Source organism: Bradyrhizobium sp. AUGA SZCCT0177 (genome assembly GCF_018130125.1).
In the GTDB taxonomy this organism is placed as follows: domain Bacteria; phylum Pseudomonadota; class Alphaproteobacteria; order Rhizobiales; family Xanthobacteraceae; genus Bradyrhizobium.
Map to the genome: position 1 here is coordinate 1 of NZ_JAFCMA010000044.1, position 18,983 is coordinate 18,983.

The following is an 18,983-nucleotide window of genomic DNA, read 5'->3' on the forward strand; positions in this document are numbered from 1 at the left end:
CGCCTTGTCGTCTTCGCCAATGCCGTAATCAGGTCCGGACAGCCTTGGAAAGGCGCTAACGCCTCTTGACAGCTAACACGGTAGATCCCGGCTCAAGGCCGGGACGACGAGTGGAGAGGACTAGGAAACGCATTGGCAGCTACACATGCCCCATCATCCGCCGCTCCCGCGCATAACGCACCAGGGCGACGAACCGATAAATGCCATGCACAAATTTGCCATAGGGCATGGTGACGAACAGCGAGAACACCACGCCGAGATGCAGCGCCAGTAGCGGTCCCATCGCCGGTGTTGCGCGCAGGAACAAGAGCGCCATGCCGGTCAGGCTGGTCAGGAACAGCATCACGATGAACGCGACATCCATGCCGAGGCGTTTTTCATCGACCAGCACAGGATCGCGCTTCCATTTTTCGAGGAGCAGTCCCACGGGTCCAATCAACAGCCCAATGCCGCCAAGCGTGCCCAGCACGACAGGCAGGTCCCACCACGGGTAGGGCGCCTGACGCGCCAGAAAATAATGATAGAGCGTCGCGACACTGGTCGAGGCAAAGCACAGTCCAAAACCGTAGAAGGTGAGGTGGTGATAGATCTTGCGGCGGTCGGTCGGGCGGTCGTCCTCGTTGAAGCAGCCGACGCCGCCGCCATCGAGATAACGCAACTCGCCGGCGTCGCGGATCGCCTGCCAAATCGAGCCCGCATCGGCGCGCATGCCGACGGGCTCGCCGATATCGCGCCAGAACGCGCGCACGCCCATGAAAAGCGCCACGATCGCATAGAGGAAGGCGGCGCCGAACAGCGCCGCCATCGCATTGTGCGGCATCAATTTGTAGAACGCGCCCGGCCCGGTGTGGACGCCGAACAGCACTTGCCGGTCGTGGAAGGCGGCAAAGCCGAAGATGAAGGCGGCGACACTGAGCGCGGCAACGATGCTGATCACGAGGCCGTTGCGCGCGAAGGCGCCGGAGAAAGCACGCGGCCAGACATAGGCGGCGTAGGATTCGTTCCGCGCAACGGCCAGCGTCTGCGGCACATTGACGTTGAATTCATGCGGCGGCGAGAACTGGCAATCGGTGTAGCACGCGCCGCAGCTATGGCAGAGATTGGCGAGATAATTGAGGTCGCCGTCGGAAAACGCGCGGCGCATTTCCATCGCCGGAAACACCGCGCAGAGCCCCTCGCAATAGCGGCAGGAATTGCAGACCGTCATCAGGCGGTCCGCCTCCTCCAGAATTCTCGTTCCGTGCATCGCGCGGTGCTCTCTTCCCAAACGTGTCTGTTACTTGGTGAGACCCTTGCCTTCGAGCCATTTCTGGATCAGGGCCGCAACCTCGGCATTGTTCTTGTCCATCATCACCATGTGCGAATTGCCCTTGATGCCGGCTTTCGGCAGGTCGACGACATCGACGCTGCCGCCGGCCGCCTTGAGGCTTTCCGCAAAGGCGACGCCGGTGGCGCGGATCTTCGGCCAGCGCGAGTCCTGCTCGATATAGTCGCCATAGACCATCAGCGTCGGGATGTTCTTCAAGCTTTCGACCTTGGCGGGATCGCCGACACCGGCGGGCTCGATCGCGATCAGCGCCTTGACCTTGTCGGGCCGCGCCTGCGCCACCTTGAAGCCGAAGCTGCCGGCCTGGCTGTGGAACAGGATGATGGAGGGCCCGACGCGGTCGATCTCGGCGATATAGGCGGCAATGATCGCATCATCCGTAGTGGTCCAGCGCGGCACGTTCTGCTTGACGAAATTCTCATAGCCGTCGTTGGGAAACTGACTGCCGGGCATGAGCTTGCGCTTGGCCGGATCGGCATCGTAGGAACCGGCGCCGTCGCCGATGCGAAAGCGCTCGAACGGATTGGCCGTGGTGAGGAAGACCGGCTCGCTCTTGAAGATGTCGGGATATTGCGCCCAGCCGGCGCGGCCGCGCTCGACGGCGTCGGAATTGTAGACGGCCCAGCCCTTGCGCAGAAAATAGTTCAGCCAGCCTTCGCGTCCGTCCGGCGTGGTCTCGTAGGTGACGCCGGTCAGCCCGCCGCCATGCCACATCAGCAGCGGATAGGCGCCCTTCTCAACGGCGGGCAGAAAATACTGCACGTACATCTGCTCGACCTGGTAGGTGCCGTTCGGATCGACCTTTGCGGGCACGCCGCCCGGCGTGAACGTCACTTCCTTCACCGGCTTGCCGGAGATTTCGACCAGCCGTCCGCCGACATGGAACGAGCCCATGTCGCGCAGCGCGATCGGCTCGGCGGCATTGGCCAGCGTTGCAGACATCAGAGCCGCAACTGCAGAAAATATCGCTACGCGTATCATCAAGCCTCCCATCGTCGTTATCTCCCTCTCCCCGCCCTTCGCGGGGAGAGGGTCGGGGTGAGGGGCTGTCTCCACAGACCGTGCTCGCGGAGAGAGCCCCTCACCCGGATTTGCGCGCGCAAATCCGACCTCTCCCCGCGAAGGGCGGGGAGAGGTAACTCACTAATTCCGCGCATTCTTGGCCGCTTCCCGTCCCGCCACCCGTCCGAACACGCTGCCGATGGTCATGCCGATGCCGGCCGCGTAGCCCTTGCCGAGCACGTTGCCGGCCATGATCTCGCCGGCGGCGAACATGTTGGCGGAAGGCTTGCCGTCCTTCATCAGCATGCGCGACTGCTTGTTCACGCGGGTGCCGAGATAGGTAAACGTAATGCCGGGCCGCACCGGATAGGCGAGGTACGGCGCGGCCTCGATCTTGCGCGCCCAATGCGTTTTTTGCGGCGTGATGCCTTCGGTGCGGCAATCGTCCAGGATGGTGTGGTCGAACGTGCCGGGCTGCACCGCGGCGTTGAAATCGGTGATGGTCTTTTCCAGCGCGACCGGGTCGAGCTCAAGCTTGGTGGCGAGCTCGGCGATGGTGCCGCCCGCGATCGGCGGGAACAGCGTCGGCATGAAGCTCGTGACGACAGCCGAATCGAAAATGATGTAGGCGATCTGGTCGGGCTGGGCCGCCACCAGCCGGCCCCAGATCGCGTAGCGCTTCGGCCAGATGTCCTCGCCCTCGTCGTAGAAGCGCTGGGCGTGCTTGTTGACGACAATGCCGAACACGACAGAGTCGTGTCGGGTGATGATGCCGCCGTCGAATTTCGGCGCGCGGGCGTCGATTGCGACCGCATGGCATTGGGTGGGATCGCCGATGTCCTGCACGCCCTTGGCCAGCAGCATTTTCAGGATCGAGCCGCGATTGTAGGGCGTGCCGCGAATGAGAAAGTTGTCGGCGGCCTCGCCCCAATATTCCTTGAGCCATTCGATGTTGGCTTCAAAGCCGCCGGCGGCGGCGACCAGCGCCGAGGCGCGGATTTCGGTGGCCCCATCGATCGGCTGCTTCAGGTGAGCCGCCAGGAACATGCCGTCCTCGATGTGGAGGTCGGCAACCTCGGCGTCATAGATGATCTGGACGCCGAGCTGTTCGGCGGTCAGATACAGCGCGTTCAGCATCGCGCGGCCGCCGCCGAGGAAGAACGAATTGGTGCGGCCGAGGCTGAGCGTGCCGCCGAGCGACGGCTGCCAGCGCACACCCTGTTCGACGATCCAGTTCAGGATGTCCTTGGACTCCCGGATCATGAATTTTGCCAGTTCTTCGTCGGTCTCGCCGCCGGTCACCAGCAACAGATCCTGCCAGAATTCCTCTTCGGTGTAGGGCCCGGTGAGAATGTCGGTCGCCGCGTCATGGGCGCAGCGCATGTTGCGGGTGTGCCGGGTATTGCCGCCGCGATAGAATTTCGGTGCGCCTTCCAGCACCAGCACCGAGGCGCCGGCCCGGCGGGCAGAGATCGCGGCACACAGCGCGGCGTTGCCGCCGCCGATCACCAGAACGTCGAACCTGCGTTTCAAATCCACCATGCGCTCTTGTTATCGTTGTTTGCATGGAAATCAAATTGGCTGCCGCGCGACATGCGACAATGTCGGATGCCGCACGCATCACGGAATTATCCGTTACAACTCCTGCGCCGCCGGGCAGTCCATTGCCCGGCGCATCCCGGTAATGCTCTACGCGGGAACAGCGTCGCGGGTCGCGATCGTTTCTCCGTCGCGATAGATGGCGAGCGCTGCGATGATGCCCAGCGCCGCGGCGCACATCAGCCAGTAGGCGGGGGATGCCTTGTCGCCGGTGTGACCGATCAGCCAGGTCGACGCAAATGGCGTAAACGTCCCGAACAGGCCTGCGGCGAGCGCAAAGGCCAGCGAGAAACAGGTGGTCCGGACGTTCGCCGGCACCACCTCGACCAGCGCGCCCAGCATGGTGCCGCTGTAAACGCCGAAGTAGAACGAGAACATCATTTCGACGGCCAGCATCTTGCCGAAGGTGGGCGCCGCGATCAGCCAGTGCAGCGCCGGATAGGCGGTCACCAGGGACAGGCATGCAATCGCCAGCAATACCGGCTTGCGCCCGATCCGGTCGGACAGCGCGCCGCCGACCGGATTCCAGATGAAATTGGCCACGGCCACCAGGAGGGTGACGAGGAGGGCGTCCGGCGTGGACAGCTTCAGCACGGTCTTGCCGAAGGTCGGCGTGTAGACGGTGACGAAGTAGAAGGTCGTGGTGGTCAGCACCGCCATCATCATGCCGAGAATGACGATGCGCCAGTTTGCCACCGCGGACGCGAACACTTCCGATGCGGTCGGATGCGTCTTCATGGCGAGGAAGGCGGGCGTCTCTTCGAGCGTCCGCCGCAGCACGAAAATGAAGGGAATGATGAGGCAGCCGATGAAGAATGGAATGCGCCAGCCCCACGCCGCAACCGTTTCTGCCGGCATCACCTCGCTCAGCACATAGCCGAGGATCGCGGCAACAAAAATGGCGACCTGCTGGCTGGAAGATTGAAACGAGGTGTAGAAGCCCCTGTTGCCGGGGGTGGCAATCTCCGCCAGGTAGACCGAGACACCGCCGAGTTCGACGCCGGCGGAAAATCCCTGCAGCAGCCGGCCAAGCAGCACGATGACGGGAGCGGCGATGCCGATCGTCTCAAACCCCGGACAGAAGGCGATCACGACCGTCCCGATCGCCATGATCCCGAGCGTCACGATCAAACCCCGGCGCCGGCCGATGCGGTCGATATAGGAGCCGAGCACGATGGCGCCGACCGGGCGCATCAGCGCGCCGAGCCAGAACACCCCGAACGCATTCAGCAGCGCCGCCGTTTCGTTCTGGGCAGGAAAGAACGCCTTCGCGATTGCGCTGGCGTAAAATCCGAACAGGAAGAAATCGAATTGCTCGAGGAAATTGCCGCTGGTCGCGCGCAGGATGGCGCCGATACGCGATTTGATTTGCGGTATTTCCGCACCACTTGCCTGCGCCATGACGCCGTCTCCCTGCTGTGTTGCCGCCGGCGCAAAAAGTCTCGTTCCCCGAGACAGTTAGCCTGCTTGATGCGACAATTTGGCACAGTGGGGCGTGGCGACAACCCGCAAAACGGCGGAGGTGCCCTGAGAACGCGGAATGTCGGCCTTTCAGGGCTTGTTCTGTACCGAGGCAATCAGCCATTGCCGGAACGCCGACAGTTTTGGCGGGTCCGTTCGTCCCGCGGGCGAGACCAGATAGAACCCGGCATCGGTCGGCAGCGTGATCTTGAAGGGCACGACGAGGCGGCCCTTGGCGATGTCGTCCTCGACATAGGCCGAGCGGCCCATCGCGACGCCGAGGCCGTCGATGGCGGCCTGCACCGTCATGAAGATGAGATCGAAGGTCACGCCCGGCTGCTTGGAAAAGTCCGCGGGCAGGCCGGCCGCTGTCAGCCACAGCCGCCAGTCGTCGCTGTTGAAGTTGCTGGTATGCAGCAGCACGTGGTCGCGGAGATCTTCCGGGCATTTCAGCGGCTTGCTGCCCTTCAAGAGATTTGGGCTGCACACCGGGAAAAGCTCGTCCGCCATCAGCCAGTCGGCGCGCAATCCGGCCCATTGGCCGCGGCCGTAGCGGATCGCGGCGTCGACATTGTCGCGCTGGAAGTCGACCAGATTGGTCGAGGTGGTGATACGCACATCGATCCCGGGATGCGCTTCCTGGAACGCGGAAAGGCGCGGCAGCAGCCATTTGGCGGCGAGCGAGGCCAGCGTCGAAACCGTCAGCACATGGTCGTCGTCCTTGCGCAGCAGCCGATCGGTGGCGAGCCGCAGATCGTTGAAGGCGGCGCGGATGCCGGGCAGGTAATCCACCGCCTGCGGCGTCAGCGTCAGCGCCCGGTTCTGGCGCACGAACAGGCGGACGCCGAGCTCTTCTTCCAGCCGCTTGATCTGATGGCTGATCGCGGTCTGCGTGACGTTCAGCTCGGCCGCCGCCTGCGTGAAACTCAGATGCCGGGCGGCCGCCTCGAAGGCGCGCAACCCATTCAGCGACGGCAGCCTGGTGGTCATCTCCAGCACTTCCCCAATATATGAGTTTTTATCATCCGAGGCGGTACAAAGTGTCGTTTGTGAAAGGCCTTGGGAGCGCAGATATTAGCGTCAACAGATTAGAGATAGGAGCTTTAAATGTCTACTTTCACACATGAATCGATGATAAATCATCATGGACAGAGCCTTTTCAGCCAAGTCGCCGAACTGATCCATGTCTGGCGGCAGCGCTCCGCGGCTCGCCGGGAACTGGCCAACTGGTCCGACCGGGAACTCCACGACATCGGCGTTTCCCACGGCGATGCCATCTACGAAGCCTCAAAACCATTCTGGCGGGCATAAAACGCAGCCATGCCGGCGTCGCCTCATCAGGGGGACGCCGGCCATTTTTTCGGGAGCAATGGGAGCGTGCGATGACGACAATGCGTTTCGACGATCTCAAGCAATATTCGGACCTGCTGCGCGCGCGCAGCGGCGAGGCCCTGACCGTGCGTTTCGTCGAGCCGCGCGATGCCGAGGCATTGCAAAGCTATTTCCGCGCGCTGACCATCCGCTCCCGCTACAACCGCTTCCTCGGCGCCACGCGCGAACTGCCGCCGTCGGTGCTCGAGGATTTCATCCATATCGGCGAAGCCGACCGCTTCAGCGTGGTCGCGAGCATGCTGGTCGATGGCCATGAGATCATCGTCGGCGAAGCCCGTTACGCGTTCGAGGACGGCAGCATCGAATTCGGCATGTCGATCGACGACCGCTGGCAGGGCCACGGCATCGGCAAGGCGCTGTTGAAAAATCTCGAATGCCGCGCCGCCTCATTCGGCGCTGACCGTTTGTTCGGCGATACGCTGCGTTCCAATGAGGCCATGATCGGCCTCGCCCGCAAATCCGGCTACGCCTTCATGCCGACCCCCGGCGACTGGAAGCTGGTGCGCTTCGAAAAGCATATCGACGTCGAACCGCAAGACATCCCCTGTGCAAGCTGGCGGCTCGCCGCCCTCTCCCGCCAGGCCACTATGTCCTCGGTTGCGGTTTGACGGAACTAGGCCCGGTTCTGGCTGACCAGAACCGGGCTATTTTTATGCCTGCGGGTTCAACAACATTTACGCAGCCTCTTCAGTCCAGTCGGTCGAAGTCGAAACCTCGCGCCAGGCCGCGAGCTCCTTCTGGTGTCCCGCCTATCCCGGCTTCTTCCTGTATTATCCGAGCCGCCGCCAGCTCTGCGCGCCTTCGTCGATTTCGCGGGGGCGGCCAGTGCGTCCGCCGCGCCACGCGCGAATGCAAAGATGACAAAACGTTGGCGAGGGCTCGCGGCTATCGATTGAAAATCGCGCCGGCCCCGTTTAGCCTTGCCCCACCGAGCGGAGGGCGGCGCATGTCAGTCGATGCTGAATTCGTGCGGAAGATCTTTGCCGGCCTCGAGCATGGCGATGGCGCAGCATTCTTTGGCCATGTCGCTGACGATGTCGACTGGATCGTGATGGGCACGCATCCGCTCGCCGGCCACTACGCATCAAAGGCCGATTTCATTGCCGGGACCTTTGCGAAGCTCGGCAAGGTGTTGCCCCACGGCGCGCAATTGCACGTCGACAATCTGATCGTGAATGACGATGTCGCGATTGTGGAACTACATTCGGAAGCGACCGCCAGGAACGGTTTTCGCTTCGACAACCACTATTGCTGGGTCTGCTATTTCAAGAACGACAGAATCGTGCGCGTGCGCGCCTACCTGGATTCGGTGATGGTGGCGCGGCTGTTTGACGAAAACCCGATAAGCTAAGTTCTCAGCCGCCCCTGAACACCGGCTTGCGCTTTTCGATGAAGGCTTGCACCGCCTCCTTGTGATCCGCTGTCACCTGGGTGCGGATCATGCGTTCGGCTTCATGGTCGCGCGCGGTGGCGAAATCGAACATCAGGGCTTCGTCGAGATTGTCCTTCATATAGCGGATCGCGATCGTCGGACCTTCAGCGATCGATTTGGCGAGCGCAAAGGCTTCAGCCTGAAGCTTGTCGTCCGAGACCACGCGGTTGACGAGGCCGATCGTCTCGCACCTGGCGGCATCGACCCGCTCGCAGGTGAACATCAATTCGCGCGCCCGCGCGGTGCCGACCAGCCGGGTCAGCAACCAGGCGATGCCATAGTCGCCGCTCAGGCCCACTTTGAGGTAACCGGTGGAAAGGAAGGCCGATTGTGCGGCGATACGGATGTCGCAGGCCATCGCGAGGGCAAGCCCGGCGCCGACTGCGGGGCCGGGCAAGGCCGCAATGGTCGGCTTGCGCACCGAGACCAAGGCGCCGGTCAGCAGGCGCTGGCGTTCCTGCAGGTCGGCGACTCTCTCGTCATGCGACATTTCGAGCTTCTTCTTGTCGCGATTGGCGCCCATGCCCTTGACGTTGCCGCCGGCGCAAAATGCCGTGCCGGCGCCGGTGAGCAGCAGCGCGCCGACTTCCGGATTCTCGCCGCAGGTCTTGATCATGTTGCGCAGCGCCGGCGTCAGATTATCCGACATCGCGTTGCGCGCCTCGGGTCGGTTCAGCGTGATGATGGCGACGCGGTCGCGGATCACGCAGAGCAATTCATTGGTGCCGGTGTCGACGGTGATTTCGGTCATGTTTCCCCCAGTATTTCGTCTTGTTCGTCATTCCGGGATGGTGCGTAAGCACCAGACCCGGAATCTCGAGATTCCGGATTCGATGCTTCGCATCGCTCCGGAATGACGGTGTGCTAAAACTTCTCGACCCACGGCCGCAATTCCAGCTCCCAGGTCCAGGCGCTGCGCGGCTGCTGCAGCACGTTCCAGTAGCTCGAGGCAATGGCGTCAGGATCGAGCATCGAATCCGGCCGGTCGGCGGGCTCGGTGCGGGCGGCGCTGCGGATGCCGCCGTCGATGACGAAATGCGCGACGTGAATGCCTTGCGGCGATAGTTCACGCGCCATGCTCTGGGCAAGGCCGCGCAGTGCGAACTTGCCCATCGCGAACGGGGCTGACTGCGGATAGCCCTTGACGCTGGCGGAGGCGCCGGTGAACAGGATCGCGCCATGCTTGTTGGGCAGCATGCGCAACGCCGCCTGCTGCGCCACCAGGAAACCGCCGAAGGCGCTGACCGCGATCGCGTTGGCGACGTCGGCCGGCACCAGGTCGGTGAAGGGGCCGCGCGCCCGCCCGCTGGCGTTATAGACAACGAGATCAGGCGTAGCGATCTCGCGCTCGACCTGACCGAACAGCCGTTCGACGTCGTCGGCGTTGGTGGCGTCGCAGGCATAGGCGCGGGCGCCGGTTTCGGTGCACAGCGCGCCGAGTTTTTCGATTTTGCGGGCGGCCAGCGCGACGCGGATTTTTTCGCGCGCGAAGAGCCGCGCCAGCGATGCGCTCAATCCCTCGCCGGCGCCGACGATCAGGGCGGTCTTGTAGGTTGGCGGGGTCGGCATGGCGGCTCTCCAGAAATGACCGGGAACAGGTATTTAGGGGCGTAATTCCGCCAGACAACCCGCCGGGTCATGGCGAGGCTGATATCCGTCCCCCATGGGGTGACCCTCCAATTATGCTTGTTGACGGCTTGATCGCCTGCGTTATCGGTAGATGATCAATATCGGGCGGAACGAACAAGAGATAAAAATGCAGCAACCCCTCACGCATGATCGCAGCACGGCCGCGGCCGACAAGCCAGGATTGCTTGCGCCTGATACCTCGGGGATGAATTTCTACCGGGCCGATCCGGCGCTGACGGATCTGCTGCGGCTGCATTTGCCGGAGCCGCTGTTTCGCCACATCGAACCGCATCTCGACCGGCTCGGCGGGCTTGCCGGCGGTCATCTCGACGAATGCGCGCGGCTCGCCGACCGCCACACGCCGGTGCTGCACCAGCGCGACCGTTTTGGACGCGATTCCCAGTATATCGAATATCATCCGGCCTATCGCGAACTGGAGAAGGCCGCATTCGGCGAGTTCGGCATTCACGCGCTGTCGATCCGCAAGGGCATCATGGGATGGCCGGACAAATATCCCGTTGTCGCCAAGCACGCCTTTACGTTCCTGTTCAATCAGGCCGAGTTCGGGCTGGGCTGCCCGATCAACGTCACCGATGGCTGCGCCAAGCTGTTGAATAATTTCGGCAGCGAGGCGCTGAAGGCGCGATATCTCGATGGCCTGACGCAAACCGACATGAGCAAGCTGACCCAGGGTGGTCAGTTCATGACCGAGAAGGAAGGCGGTTCCGACGTCGGCACGCTCACCACGACGGCCGTGCAGGAGGGCGATCACTGGCGGCTGCATGGCGAGAAATGGTTCTGCTCCAATGCCGACGCCGAAGTGGTGATGCTGCTGGCGCGCCCGGAAGGCGCGGGGCCGGGTACGCGCGGCGTCGGTCTGTTTTTGATGCCGCGTCGGCTCGAGGATGGTTCGCAAAACCACTACCGGATCGTTCGCCTGAAGGACAAGCTCGGCACCCGATCGATGGCCTCGGGCGAAATCAAGCTGGAAGGCGCGATTGCCTATGCCGTCGGCAAGCTCGATCGCGGTTTTGTGCAGATGGCCGAGATGGTGAATTCGTCCAGGCTTTCCAACGGCGTCAAATCCACCGCGTTGATGCGGCGCGCGTGCCATGACGCGATGACGGTGGCGCGAAATCGCGTGGTGTTCGGCCAGCGCATCATTGATCTGCCGCTGGCAAGGCGGCAATTGATGAAGATCATGCTGCCGACCGAACAGGCGCTGTCGATGAGTTTTCTCACCGCTGACGCGCTTGATCGCGCCGAGGCCGGCAGCCAGGATGCCGCGGCGTTGCTGCGTATCCTGACGCCGACGCTGAAATTCCGTGCCACCCGCGATGCCCGCAAGGTCTGCGGTGATGCGCTCGAGATGCGCGGCGGCATCGGCTACATTGAGGAATTCGCGACCCCGCGCCTGTTGCGCGACGCACATCTCGGTTCGATCTGGGAAGGCACCGGCAATATCGTCGCGATCGATGCGCTGAAACGCGCGGTCGGCCGCCACGGCGCCGATGCGGCGCTCGCCGCCGATCTGCACGCCCGCCTCGATGACAGCGCCAATGTGCCGCAGGCCTGGCGCAACCGCCTGCGCGAATTGACCGACCGCGCTATCGGCTTTGCGCGCGAGGTCGCCAGCAAGTCGGATAACGAAGGCGATGCGCGGCGTGCGACCAGCCTGCTTTATCATGTCGCCAGCGCCGTGGCCTTGGCATGGGAGGGCGGCCGCATCCATGAGATGCGCGGCGATGCGAAGCGGCTGCTGCTCTCGCGCTTGGTGATCGATCACCGGGTGGCCGCGTCTGATCCGTTCCGCTTGGCGGAAAATGCCACGCAGCGTGCGATCACGGAGCACCTGCTCGGCGAACGCGCGGTGGGCATGGCCGAGGTTGGCGAATTGCTCACCGCAGCGTAGGCTTCCGACCACGCTGATATTCAAGAAAAACAATCAAGGGAGTACCCGATGAAGGCCGCCGTTCTGCATGAAGTCAATCAACCGCTCGTGATCGAGGATGTCAGCGTGCCGAATCCCGGCCCGCGCGAAGTCCTGATCCGCACCCGCGTCGCCGGCCTCTGTCACTCTGATTTGCATTTCATGGAAGGGCTTTATCCGCATCCGCTGCCTGCGGTGCTTGGCCATGAATCGGCCGGCGTGGTGGAAAAAGTCGGCTCCGACGTCACCTATGTGAAACCCGGCGATCACGTCGTGACCTGCCTGTCGGTGTTCTGCGGCACCTGCGACAATTGCACCACCGGACGCACCGTGCTCTGCACCGACACGACGGTAAAAATGCTGCCGGGCGTGTCCAACCGGCTGTCCTGGGCGCGCTCGGAGAAACTCAACCAGTTCCTTAATCTGTCGTCGTTCGCCGAGCAGATGCTGGTGCACGAAAACGCCATCGTCAAAATCCGCAACGATATGCCGCTCGAACTGGCCGCGCTGATCGGTTGCGGCGTCATCACCGGCTACGGCGCGGTCGTGAACACGGCCAAAGTCACCGCCGGCGAAACGGTCGCGGTGATCGGCTGCGGCGGCGTCGGCATGGCCGCGATTAACGGCGCTGCGATCGCCGGCGCGGGCCGCATCATCGCGATCGACACCAATCCCGCCAAGCTGCAGCTTGCGACCAAACTCGGCGCCACCGACATCGTCGATCCCCGCAACGGCGACGTCGTGCAGCAGGTGCGCGAACTCACCAAGGGCGGCGTCAACCATTCCTTCGAAGTGCTGGGCCGCAAGGAGACCGCGGAGCAGTCGTTCGCGATGCTGGCCGCCGGCGGCACCGCGACCATCGTCGGCATGATACCGTTCGGCCAGAAGATCGAGCTGCACGGCTTCGACTTCCTGCGCGAGCGCAGGATCCAGGGCTCCTCAATGGGCTCCAACCATTTCCGCGTCGACATGCCCCGCCTGGTCGAATTCTACATGCGCGGCAAGCTGCATCTGGAAGACTGGATTTCGGCCAAACTGAAACTGTCCGAAATCAACGAGGGCTTTGCGGCGATGAAGGCGGGCAAGACCGTGCGCAGCGTGATCATGTTCGATGCGTGAGTGAACTGCGCGTGTGGCGAACTTCACCTATGCGTCGTCCCGGCGAAGGCCGGGACCCATACGCCGCGGCCGACGTGGCTAAACAAGGAAGATAACGACCAGCGTGCAAAAGCAATCGCCGCTGGTGGTTATGGGTCCCCCGATGCGCAATTGCGCATCTGAGCTCAAGGCCGGGACGACGGCTGGTGTTCACCGCGACACATGCGCGGACACCGCGAGCCATTTCCCATTCTGCTTCGCCCAGCAATCGGTATATCGCCCATGGGCTTCCTGCCCATCCGCCGTCGTATAACGCGTCGCGGCGTGGATGATGGCGAAGTCGCCGAGCACGCGGATTTTTACGTCGTCGGCCCGCAGATTCCGGATCGTCACCGGCACGGCGGTCTGCTTGAGAAAGCCTGATCGGTCGACCAGCGATTTGTCGGGATTGGAGCAGTAGAACTCCTGCGCCAGAATCTCGTCGAAGCGTTTGACGTCGCAATTCTGCACCGAGGCGACATAGTCGCGGTTCAGCGCGGTGAGTTCTTCGATGTCGTTGCTCATGGCTTTCCCTTCGGCTTGTTGGAGCGATTATCGGTCGCTTCGCACCACATGCAATGACGTTGCAGGTAAGTTTCCAGCTCAATCATCCAACATCGGCGGCGGCTTGAACCCGCCGAATTCGAGCTCGATCAGTTCGGCGAGCCTCAAGGGCGTGCGGTCTTCCAGCCAGGGGCCGACGATCTGCACGCCGATCGGCAATCCGTCCGGCGCGAAGCCGGTCGGGATCGCGGTGGACGGCAGGCCGGGCAGGGTGGCGATGCCGGGCCAGGCGAGCTGATCGGAATAGACGTGGTCCTTGCCGTCGATCCTGATGCGGCGTTGTTCCTGGTCGGCGGAGTGATCGTGCGGATAGGCGGGCGTCGGCATGATCGGGCAGATCACGGCGTCAAACGTCTTGAACAGCTCGCGCCACTGCGCGCGCAGACGCACGCGCCCGCCGTCGGCCATCAGCCAGTCGCGATGGCTGAGCGCGATGCCGCGCAGGCGCTCGGCGGTGAGGCTCATATCGTCGGCCGGAAGGGATGCCGCCGCAGCCTGCGCGCCGGCATAGACCTCGGGCGCAAAGGATGCCGCGAGGAACGACATCAGCATTCGCATATAGAGCCGGGATGATGCGGCGAAGTCGGGCAGCAGCCGGCTTTGCCGTTCGACCCTGACGCCGGCCTTGGCGAGATTGGCGGCAAGTGTTTCCAGCGTTCCGCGCACAGTCTTGTCGGTCGGCATCAGCGGATCGGTATCGATCAGCAGCACGCGGAAATCCTTCAACGCGGTGTGGCGCGCCGCTGGCAGCTCCAGTCTGTAACCCTTGCCGGCGTCGAGCGGGTCGGGACCGGCCATCACGTCGAGCAGCAGCGAGAGATCGGCCGCGCCGCGCGCCATCGGCCCGATCACGGAAAGATCGCGGTTGGACGGCAGCGGCGGGAAGGGCGGCGGCGTGTGGCCGCGCATGGCCACGAGGTCGAAGGTCGGCTTGTGCGCATAGATGCCGCAGTGAAACGCCGGAACGCGCAAGGAGCCGCCGATGTCGGAGCCGAGCGACAGCGCGCCATAGCCGGCCGCGAGCGCCGCCGACGATCCGCCGGACGAGCCGCCTGGCGTTCGGCCGAGATCGAACGGATTGTTTGTCGTGCCGTAGATGTCGTTGTAGCTCTGCCAGTCGGCGAGCCCGAGCGGCACGTTGGTCTTGCCGAGGATCACGCCGCCGGCAGCCTTGATGCGCGATATGGGGAGCGCGTCTTCGGTCGGCTTGAAATCCTTCTGCGCCGGGATGCCCCAGGTCGTGGGCAGGCCCGCGATATTGAAGGATTCCTTCGCCGTCATGGGGATGCCGAGCAGCGGCTTGCTGACGCCGCGCGCCAGTTCCGCATCGGCGGCACGCGCAGCGGCGAGGCCGCTGTCGAAATCGCGCACGCAGATCGCGTTGATCTTGGCATCGTGCCGTTCGATGCGGCCGATCGCGTCCTGCGCCAGCTCGACGGCGGAAACCTTTTTTGCAGCGAGCGCTGCCGACAATTCAACGGCGGTCTTGAAGCTCCATTGCGATTTGGCCAAGGCTTGCTCCCGGTCTGTTCTTGATGCGGCGCGGATGATGCTCAGTTTGGCGAGGCGCCGCAAGAGCAATGGCTGTACAGCGGCAGGGCCGTCATGCTGCCAGTGCTATTGGCGCGCTCGCCTTTCGCGCGCTAGTCTCCCGATCAACAAAAAATGAAAAGACGGGGAGACGACCATGAGGACCACCTGGGTGGCAGCTGCCGCGATCGCTTTCGCCATCGGCCCGACGACGGCCGGTGCGGCCGAGATCAGGTTGGCCGAACAGTTTTCGATGGGCTACCTGCAATTCAACGTCATGAAGCGCGACAGGCTCATCGAGAAATACGCCTCGCAACGCGGCCTGAAGGACTTCAAGGTCTCCTGGCAGCGCTTCAACGGCCCGGTGGCGATGAACGAGGCGTTGCTGTCGAACTCTACCGACATCGTCAGCGGCGGCGTGCCTGGTCTGATCACGCTGTGGGACAAAACCAGAGGCACCTCGTTTGAGGTCAAGGGCATCTGCGCGCTCTCCTCGCAGCCGTTTCTGCTGAACACCGCCAATCCCGACATCAAGTCGATCAAGGATTTCAGCGAGCGCGATCGCATCGCGGTGCCTTCGATCAAAGTATCGGTGCAGGCAGTCCTGCTCCAGATGGCGGCGGCGGAAGCTTTTGGCGAGGCGAACTACGCCAAGCTTGATCCGCTGACGGTGTCGATGTCGCCGCCGGATGCGACCATCGCGCTATTGAGCGGCGCGGGCGGCGTCTCGTCGGCCTTCAGCGTGCCGCCGTTCCAGTTTCAGCAACTCGAGCAGAAGAACATCCGCACCATATTGACCTCGTTCGACGTGCTGGGGCCGCATACGTTCACGGTGGCATGGACCTCGGCGCGGTTCCGCAAGGACAATCCCGAACTCTACGCCGCTTTCCTCGACGCGGTGAAGGAGGCCACCTCGATCATCGCCGCAGATCCCAAGGGCACGGCGCAAAGCTGGATCAACGATTCCGGCTCCAAACTGCCGCTCGAGATGGTGACGAAGGTCGTCACCGGTCCCAATGTCGAATGGACCATGACGCCGGCGGCGACGATGAAATTCGCCAAATTCATGCGCAAGGTCGGCACCACCAGGAACGAGCCGATTTCATGGAAAGACCTGTTCTTTCCGGAGATCGGCGACCTCAACGGAAGTTGAAGCCCTTTGGCGACGGTGTCACAAGTCGGACATGAAGCTGTATTCCTGTGACGGCCGCGCGCCAACCGCGGGAGGCAAGATCGTGAATGTGTCGAGGTTCAACCGCCGGCAGGTTCTGGCCGGCGCGGGTGGGATACTGATGGGCCCCCTGGCCGGACCCGTTTCGGCCGCGGCCGCCGCCTGGCAGTCGATTTCGCTCCGCGAAGCCGGCTTCGATGATGATCTGCCGGCGCGCCTCGACAAGGCAATCGCGGACAAGCGGATATGGAACCTCCATGGCGTCGTCGTGGTGAGGCGCGGTCGGCTGGTGTTCGAGCGCTATTTCGAGGGTGAGGACACCGCGAGGGGAAACCGGCCGGTGGGCGTGGTTTCTTTCAAGCCGGATACGCTGCACGATCTGCGCTCGGTATCCAAGAGCATCGTCGGCCTGTTGTACGGGATCGCGCTGGCCGCCGGCAAAGTGCCGGCGCCGGAGGATCGACTGATGCAGTCTTTTCCCGAATATGCCGATCTTGCGGCCGATCCCGCGCGCAGCCGCTGGACACTGCATCATGTGCTGTCGATGACGATGGGCACCGACTGGAACGAATCGATGCCCTATACCAATCCGGCCAACAGCGAGACCGCCATGGACATGGCGCCGGATCGGTACCGCTACATTCTCGACCGGCCGATCGTGACGGAGCCCGGCCAGCGCTGGGTCTATAATGGCGGCGCCACCGCACTGCTCGGACGCCTGATCGCCAAGGGAACGGGCAAATCGCTGCACGCGTATGCGCGCGAAGCCTTGTTCGATCCCCTCGGGATCGGCCCGACCGACTGGCACGCGGACAACCGCGGCGAACTGATTGCGGCGTCTGGTATCCGCATGACGCCGCGCGATCTTGCCAGGATCGGCGAACTGACGCTGCGCGGCGGTGTCTGGGAAGGCCGTTCCGTCGTGCCGGCGGAATGGATCGCGCGCAGCACCTCGCCCGTGGTGCCGATCGAGGAAGAGCGGAAATACGGCTACCAGTGGTACAATCTGGATTTCACCATGGAGACGCCGACCATGCCGCGCTCCAACCAGCACTTGTGGAACGCCGCCGGCAATGGCGGCCAACGGCTGACTGTATTTCCGGGGCTCGATCTGGTGGTCGCAAGCACGGCCGGCAACTACAACACCAAGGATGCCAATTTGCCGCCGCGGCGAATCATCACCGACGTAGTGATGCCGAGCTTGCTGTGAGCTGAGCCTACGACGCGCCGATCAGGATGCCGACGCCGAGCACGGGCGATCCGGTCAAAGCGCTAACGGGCAGCTTGGCCCTTTTCCAGAAACTGCAGCAGCAGCCGGCTCACTTCGGCAGGCTGCTCCTGTTGCACCCAATGGCCGGCGCCATCGACGAGATGGCAGCCGATCATGTTGGTGCAGGCCTTCGACTGCATGGTCTCAAACATACCTGGGCGCTGATAGGTGCCCCAATCCTGCTTGCCCGAAATGAAGGCCGAGGGCACGTCGATGGTGCGGCCCGACCAGGTCTGCAATTCAGGCAGAAACGCCCCCGAGGTGCCGCAGCGGTACCATTGCAGGCCGCCCTGAAAACCGGTGCGGGTATATTCGGCGCTGTAGAACGAAAGCTCGCTGTCCGGCAGCCATGTGTTCGCGGCGATCGCGGCGGCAGAGGGCATTTCCTCGGCGACGGTCGCGGCCATGTCCTTTACAAGATCCATCACATAATAGGTCGGCAGTTTGGCGATTTCGGCCGCCGTCCATGATTTCAGCGGATAGGGCGCGTTGTCTTTCCAGTCCGCGCTCTTGTGATGGTAGTAGGCGCGCAGGAAATCATGCACGCCCTGCGGCGCGTGGTGCATGTTGGCGTTGGCCTCGCGCGTCGAATAGTACCATTGGTAATGTTTGCGCGGCCGCGGGAGCGCCGCCAGCTCGCGATGGACGGGGTCTTCCGCTGCAGGCTTGGCCGGTGCATCCGCGGTGTTGAACGGCAGCGCCGGCGGGCCAGCGAACGGCGCGCTCATCAGCGCGACCGAACGGAACACATCCGGCCGCAGGAGCGCGCACCAGGCGGCGACCGATGAGCCGAAATCATGCCCGATCACGGCATCGACCGAACGGTAGCCGAACGCCGACACCAGCCCGAGCGCGTCGCGCACCAGATTGGTGAGCCGGAACGAGGCGAGGTCGCCATCGTAATTGGCATCCCACCCCGTGGTGCGGCCATAGCCGCGCTGGTCCGGCGCGATCACGTGATAGCCCGCGGCCGCCAGCTGCGGCATCACCTTGCGCCAGCTGAAGGCCAGCTCAGGAAAGCCGTGCAGCAACAGCACGCAGGGCCGGCCGCGGATCTCGAAGCCGGCCTCCAGTACATGCATGGAGAGGCCGTTGATGTTTTCGACGTAGCGCGAGCGAATGCCGGAGGGGAGCGGGATGTCGGGGAGGGCGGTCATGGCGGTCGCTCCTTTCGTCTCCTCTCCCCTTGTGGGAGAGGGTGGCTTCGCGCAGCGAAGACGGGTGAGGGGTTCTTTCCGCGGATGCAGACCCCTCATCCGGCACGGATTTCGTCCGTGCCACCTTCTCCCACAAGGGGAGAAGGGAAGGAAGGGTCATCAACTCGCGGCGGCCCTGGTCCAATGCGGCCCTGGTCCAATAGCGTTTCCGCAGATGCCGCAGCTTGCCGGTCGGCGTGCGTTAAGACAACGGCTTGAACCTTGGCCCCCTGCGGGGCCACTAACGACCGCAATACGCAACGATAGCAACACGAACTCGCAGGATGCATACCAATGCGTTGGTTGGGGCTGACAAATTTCCACGGCTGGATTTCGCGCCTTC

17 protein-coding genes are annotated in these 18,983 nt (G+C 63.3%); 7 read left to right on the plus strand and 10 right to left on the minus strand.

What is annotated here, in order from left to right; all coding sequences use genetic code 11:
* Positions 1-139 precede the first annotated feature (139 nt).
* From tcuB to JQ597_RS33660, 5 genes are all read right to left on the minus strand, one after another.
* Positions 140-1,246, minus strand: a complete 1,107-nt coding sequence (gene tcuB, locus JQ597_RS33640) for a tricarballylate utilization 4Fe-4S protein TcuB (protein WP_212269713.1) — start codon at positions 1,244-1,246, stop codon at positions 140-142.
* 30 nt (positions 1,247-1,276) lie between these two features.
* Positions 1,277-2,308, minus strand: a complete 1,032-nt coding sequence (locus JQ597_RS33645; RefSeq protein WP_212269714.1) for an alpha/beta hydrolase — start codon at positions 2,306-2,308, stop codon at positions 1,277-1,279.
* Positions 2,309-2,470: 162 nt separating this feature from the next.
* The gene (tcuA, locus tag JQ597_RS33650; RefSeq protein ID WP_212269715.1) at positions 2,471-3,871 is read right to left on the minus strand and encodes an FAD-dependent tricarballylate dehydrogenase TcuA; all 1,401 of its coding nucleotides are present in this window, start codon (positions 3,869-3,871) and stop codon (positions 2,471-2,473) included.
* A 147-nt stretch (positions 3,872-4,018) separates the two neighbouring features.
* Entirely contained in the window at positions 4,019-5,329 is a 1,311-nt protein-coding gene (locus JQ597_RS33655; protein WP_212269716.1) for an MFS transporter, read from the minus strand.
* A gap of 150 nt (positions 5,330-5,479) precedes the next feature.
* Positions 5,480-6,379, minus strand: a complete 900-nt coding sequence (locus JQ597_RS33660; RefSeq protein ID WP_212269717.1) for a transcriptional regulator GcvA — start codon at positions 6,377-6,379, stop codon at positions 5,480-5,482.
* Positions 6,380-6,496: 117 nt separating this feature from the next.
* On the opposite strand from JQ597_RS33660, the gene JQ597_RS33665 reads away from it, so the two are divergent.
* From JQ597_RS33665 to JQ597_RS33675, 3 genes are all read left to right on the plus strand, one after another.
* Positions 6,497-6,700, plus strand: coding sequence for a DUF1127 domain-containing protein (locus tag JQ597_RS33665; protein ID WP_212269718.1), 204 nt, complete (start codon positions 6,497-6,499; stop codon positions 6,698-6,700).
* A 71-nt stretch (positions 6,701-6,771) separates the two neighbouring features.
* On the plus strand, positions 6,772-7,389 hold the full coding sequence (locus tag JQ597_RS33670) for a GNAT family N-acetyltransferase (protein WP_212269719.1): 618 nt from the start codon (positions 6,772-6,774) through the stop codon (positions 7,387-7,389).
* Positions 7,390-7,727: 338 nt separating this feature from the next.
* Positions 7,728-8,132, plus strand: a complete 405-nt coding sequence (locus JQ597_RS33675; protein ID WP_212269720.1) for a nuclear transport factor 2 family protein — start codon at positions 7,728-7,730, stop codon at positions 8,130-8,132.
* Positions 8,133-8,136: 4 nt separating this feature from the next.
* Here JQ597_RS33675 and JQ597_RS33680 read toward each other — a convergent pair whose 3' ends face one another.
* Positions 8,137-8,964 (minus strand): enoyl-CoA hydratase, encoded by an 828-nt coding sequence (locus tag JQ597_RS33680; protein ID WP_212269721.1) that lies wholly within the window; start codon positions 8,962-8,964, stop codon positions 8,137-8,139.
* A 113-nt stretch (positions 8,965-9,077) separates the two neighbouring features.
* Positions 9,078-9,782, minus strand: a complete 705-nt coding sequence (locus JQ597_RS33685; RefSeq protein WP_212269722.1) for an SDR family NAD(P)-dependent oxidoreductase — start codon at positions 9,780-9,782, stop codon at positions 9,078-9,080.
* A gap of 187 nt (positions 9,783-9,969) precedes the next feature.
* Here JQ597_RS33685 and JQ597_RS33690 point away from each other — a divergent pair, with 187 nt between their 5' ends.
* Positions 9,970-11,754, plus strand: coding sequence for an acyl-CoA dehydrogenase family protein (locus JQ597_RS33690; RefSeq protein WP_212269723.1), 1,785 nt, complete (start codon positions 9,970-9,972; stop codon positions 11,752-11,754).
* Positions 11,755-11,802: 48 nt separating this feature from the next.
* Positions 11,803-12,891, plus strand: coding sequence for a Zn-dependent alcohol dehydrogenase (locus JQ597_RS33695; protein WP_212269724.1), 1,089 nt, complete (start codon positions 11,803-11,805; stop codon positions 12,889-12,891).
* A gap of 189 nt (positions 12,892-13,080) precedes the next feature.
* On the opposite strand, the gene JQ597_RS33700 is transcribed toward JQ597_RS33695, so the two are convergent.
* The gene (locus JQ597_RS33700; protein WP_212269725.1) at positions 13,081-13,434 is read right to left on the minus strand and encodes a nuclear transport factor 2 family protein; all 354 of its coding nucleotides are present in this window, start codon (positions 13,432-13,434) and stop codon (positions 13,081-13,083) included.
* 78 nt (positions 13,435-13,512) lie between these two features.
* Positions 13,513-14,985 (minus strand): amidase, encoded by a 1,473-nt coding sequence (locus tag JQ597_RS33705; protein WP_212269726.1) that lies wholly within the window; start codon positions 14,983-14,985, stop codon positions 13,513-13,515.
* Between the two features lie 175 nt (positions 14,986-15,160).
* Here JQ597_RS33705 and JQ597_RS33710 point away from each other — a divergent pair, with 175 nt between their 5' ends.
* Positions 15,161-16,156, plus strand: a complete 996-nt coding sequence (locus tag JQ597_RS33710; RefSeq protein ID WP_212269727.1) for an ABC transporter substrate-binding protein — start codon at positions 15,161-15,163, stop codon at positions 16,154-16,156.
* A gap of 31 nt (positions 16,157-16,187) precedes the next feature.
* The gene (locus JQ597_RS33715; protein ID WP_212269728.1) at positions 16,188-17,384 is read left to right on the plus strand and encodes a serine hydrolase domain-containing protein; all 1,197 of its coding nucleotides are present in this window, start codon (positions 16,188-16,190) and stop codon (positions 17,382-17,384) included.
* 62 nt (positions 17,385-17,446) lie between these two features.
* Here JQ597_RS33715 and JQ597_RS33720 read toward each other — a convergent pair whose 3' ends face one another.
* Positions 17,447-18,601: an alpha/beta hydrolase gene (locus JQ597_RS33720; protein WP_212269729.1), complete on the minus strand. Its 1,155-nt coding sequence runs from the start codon at positions 18,599-18,601 to the stop codon at positions 17,447-17,449.
* Positions 18,602-18,983 lie beyond the last annotated feature (382 nt).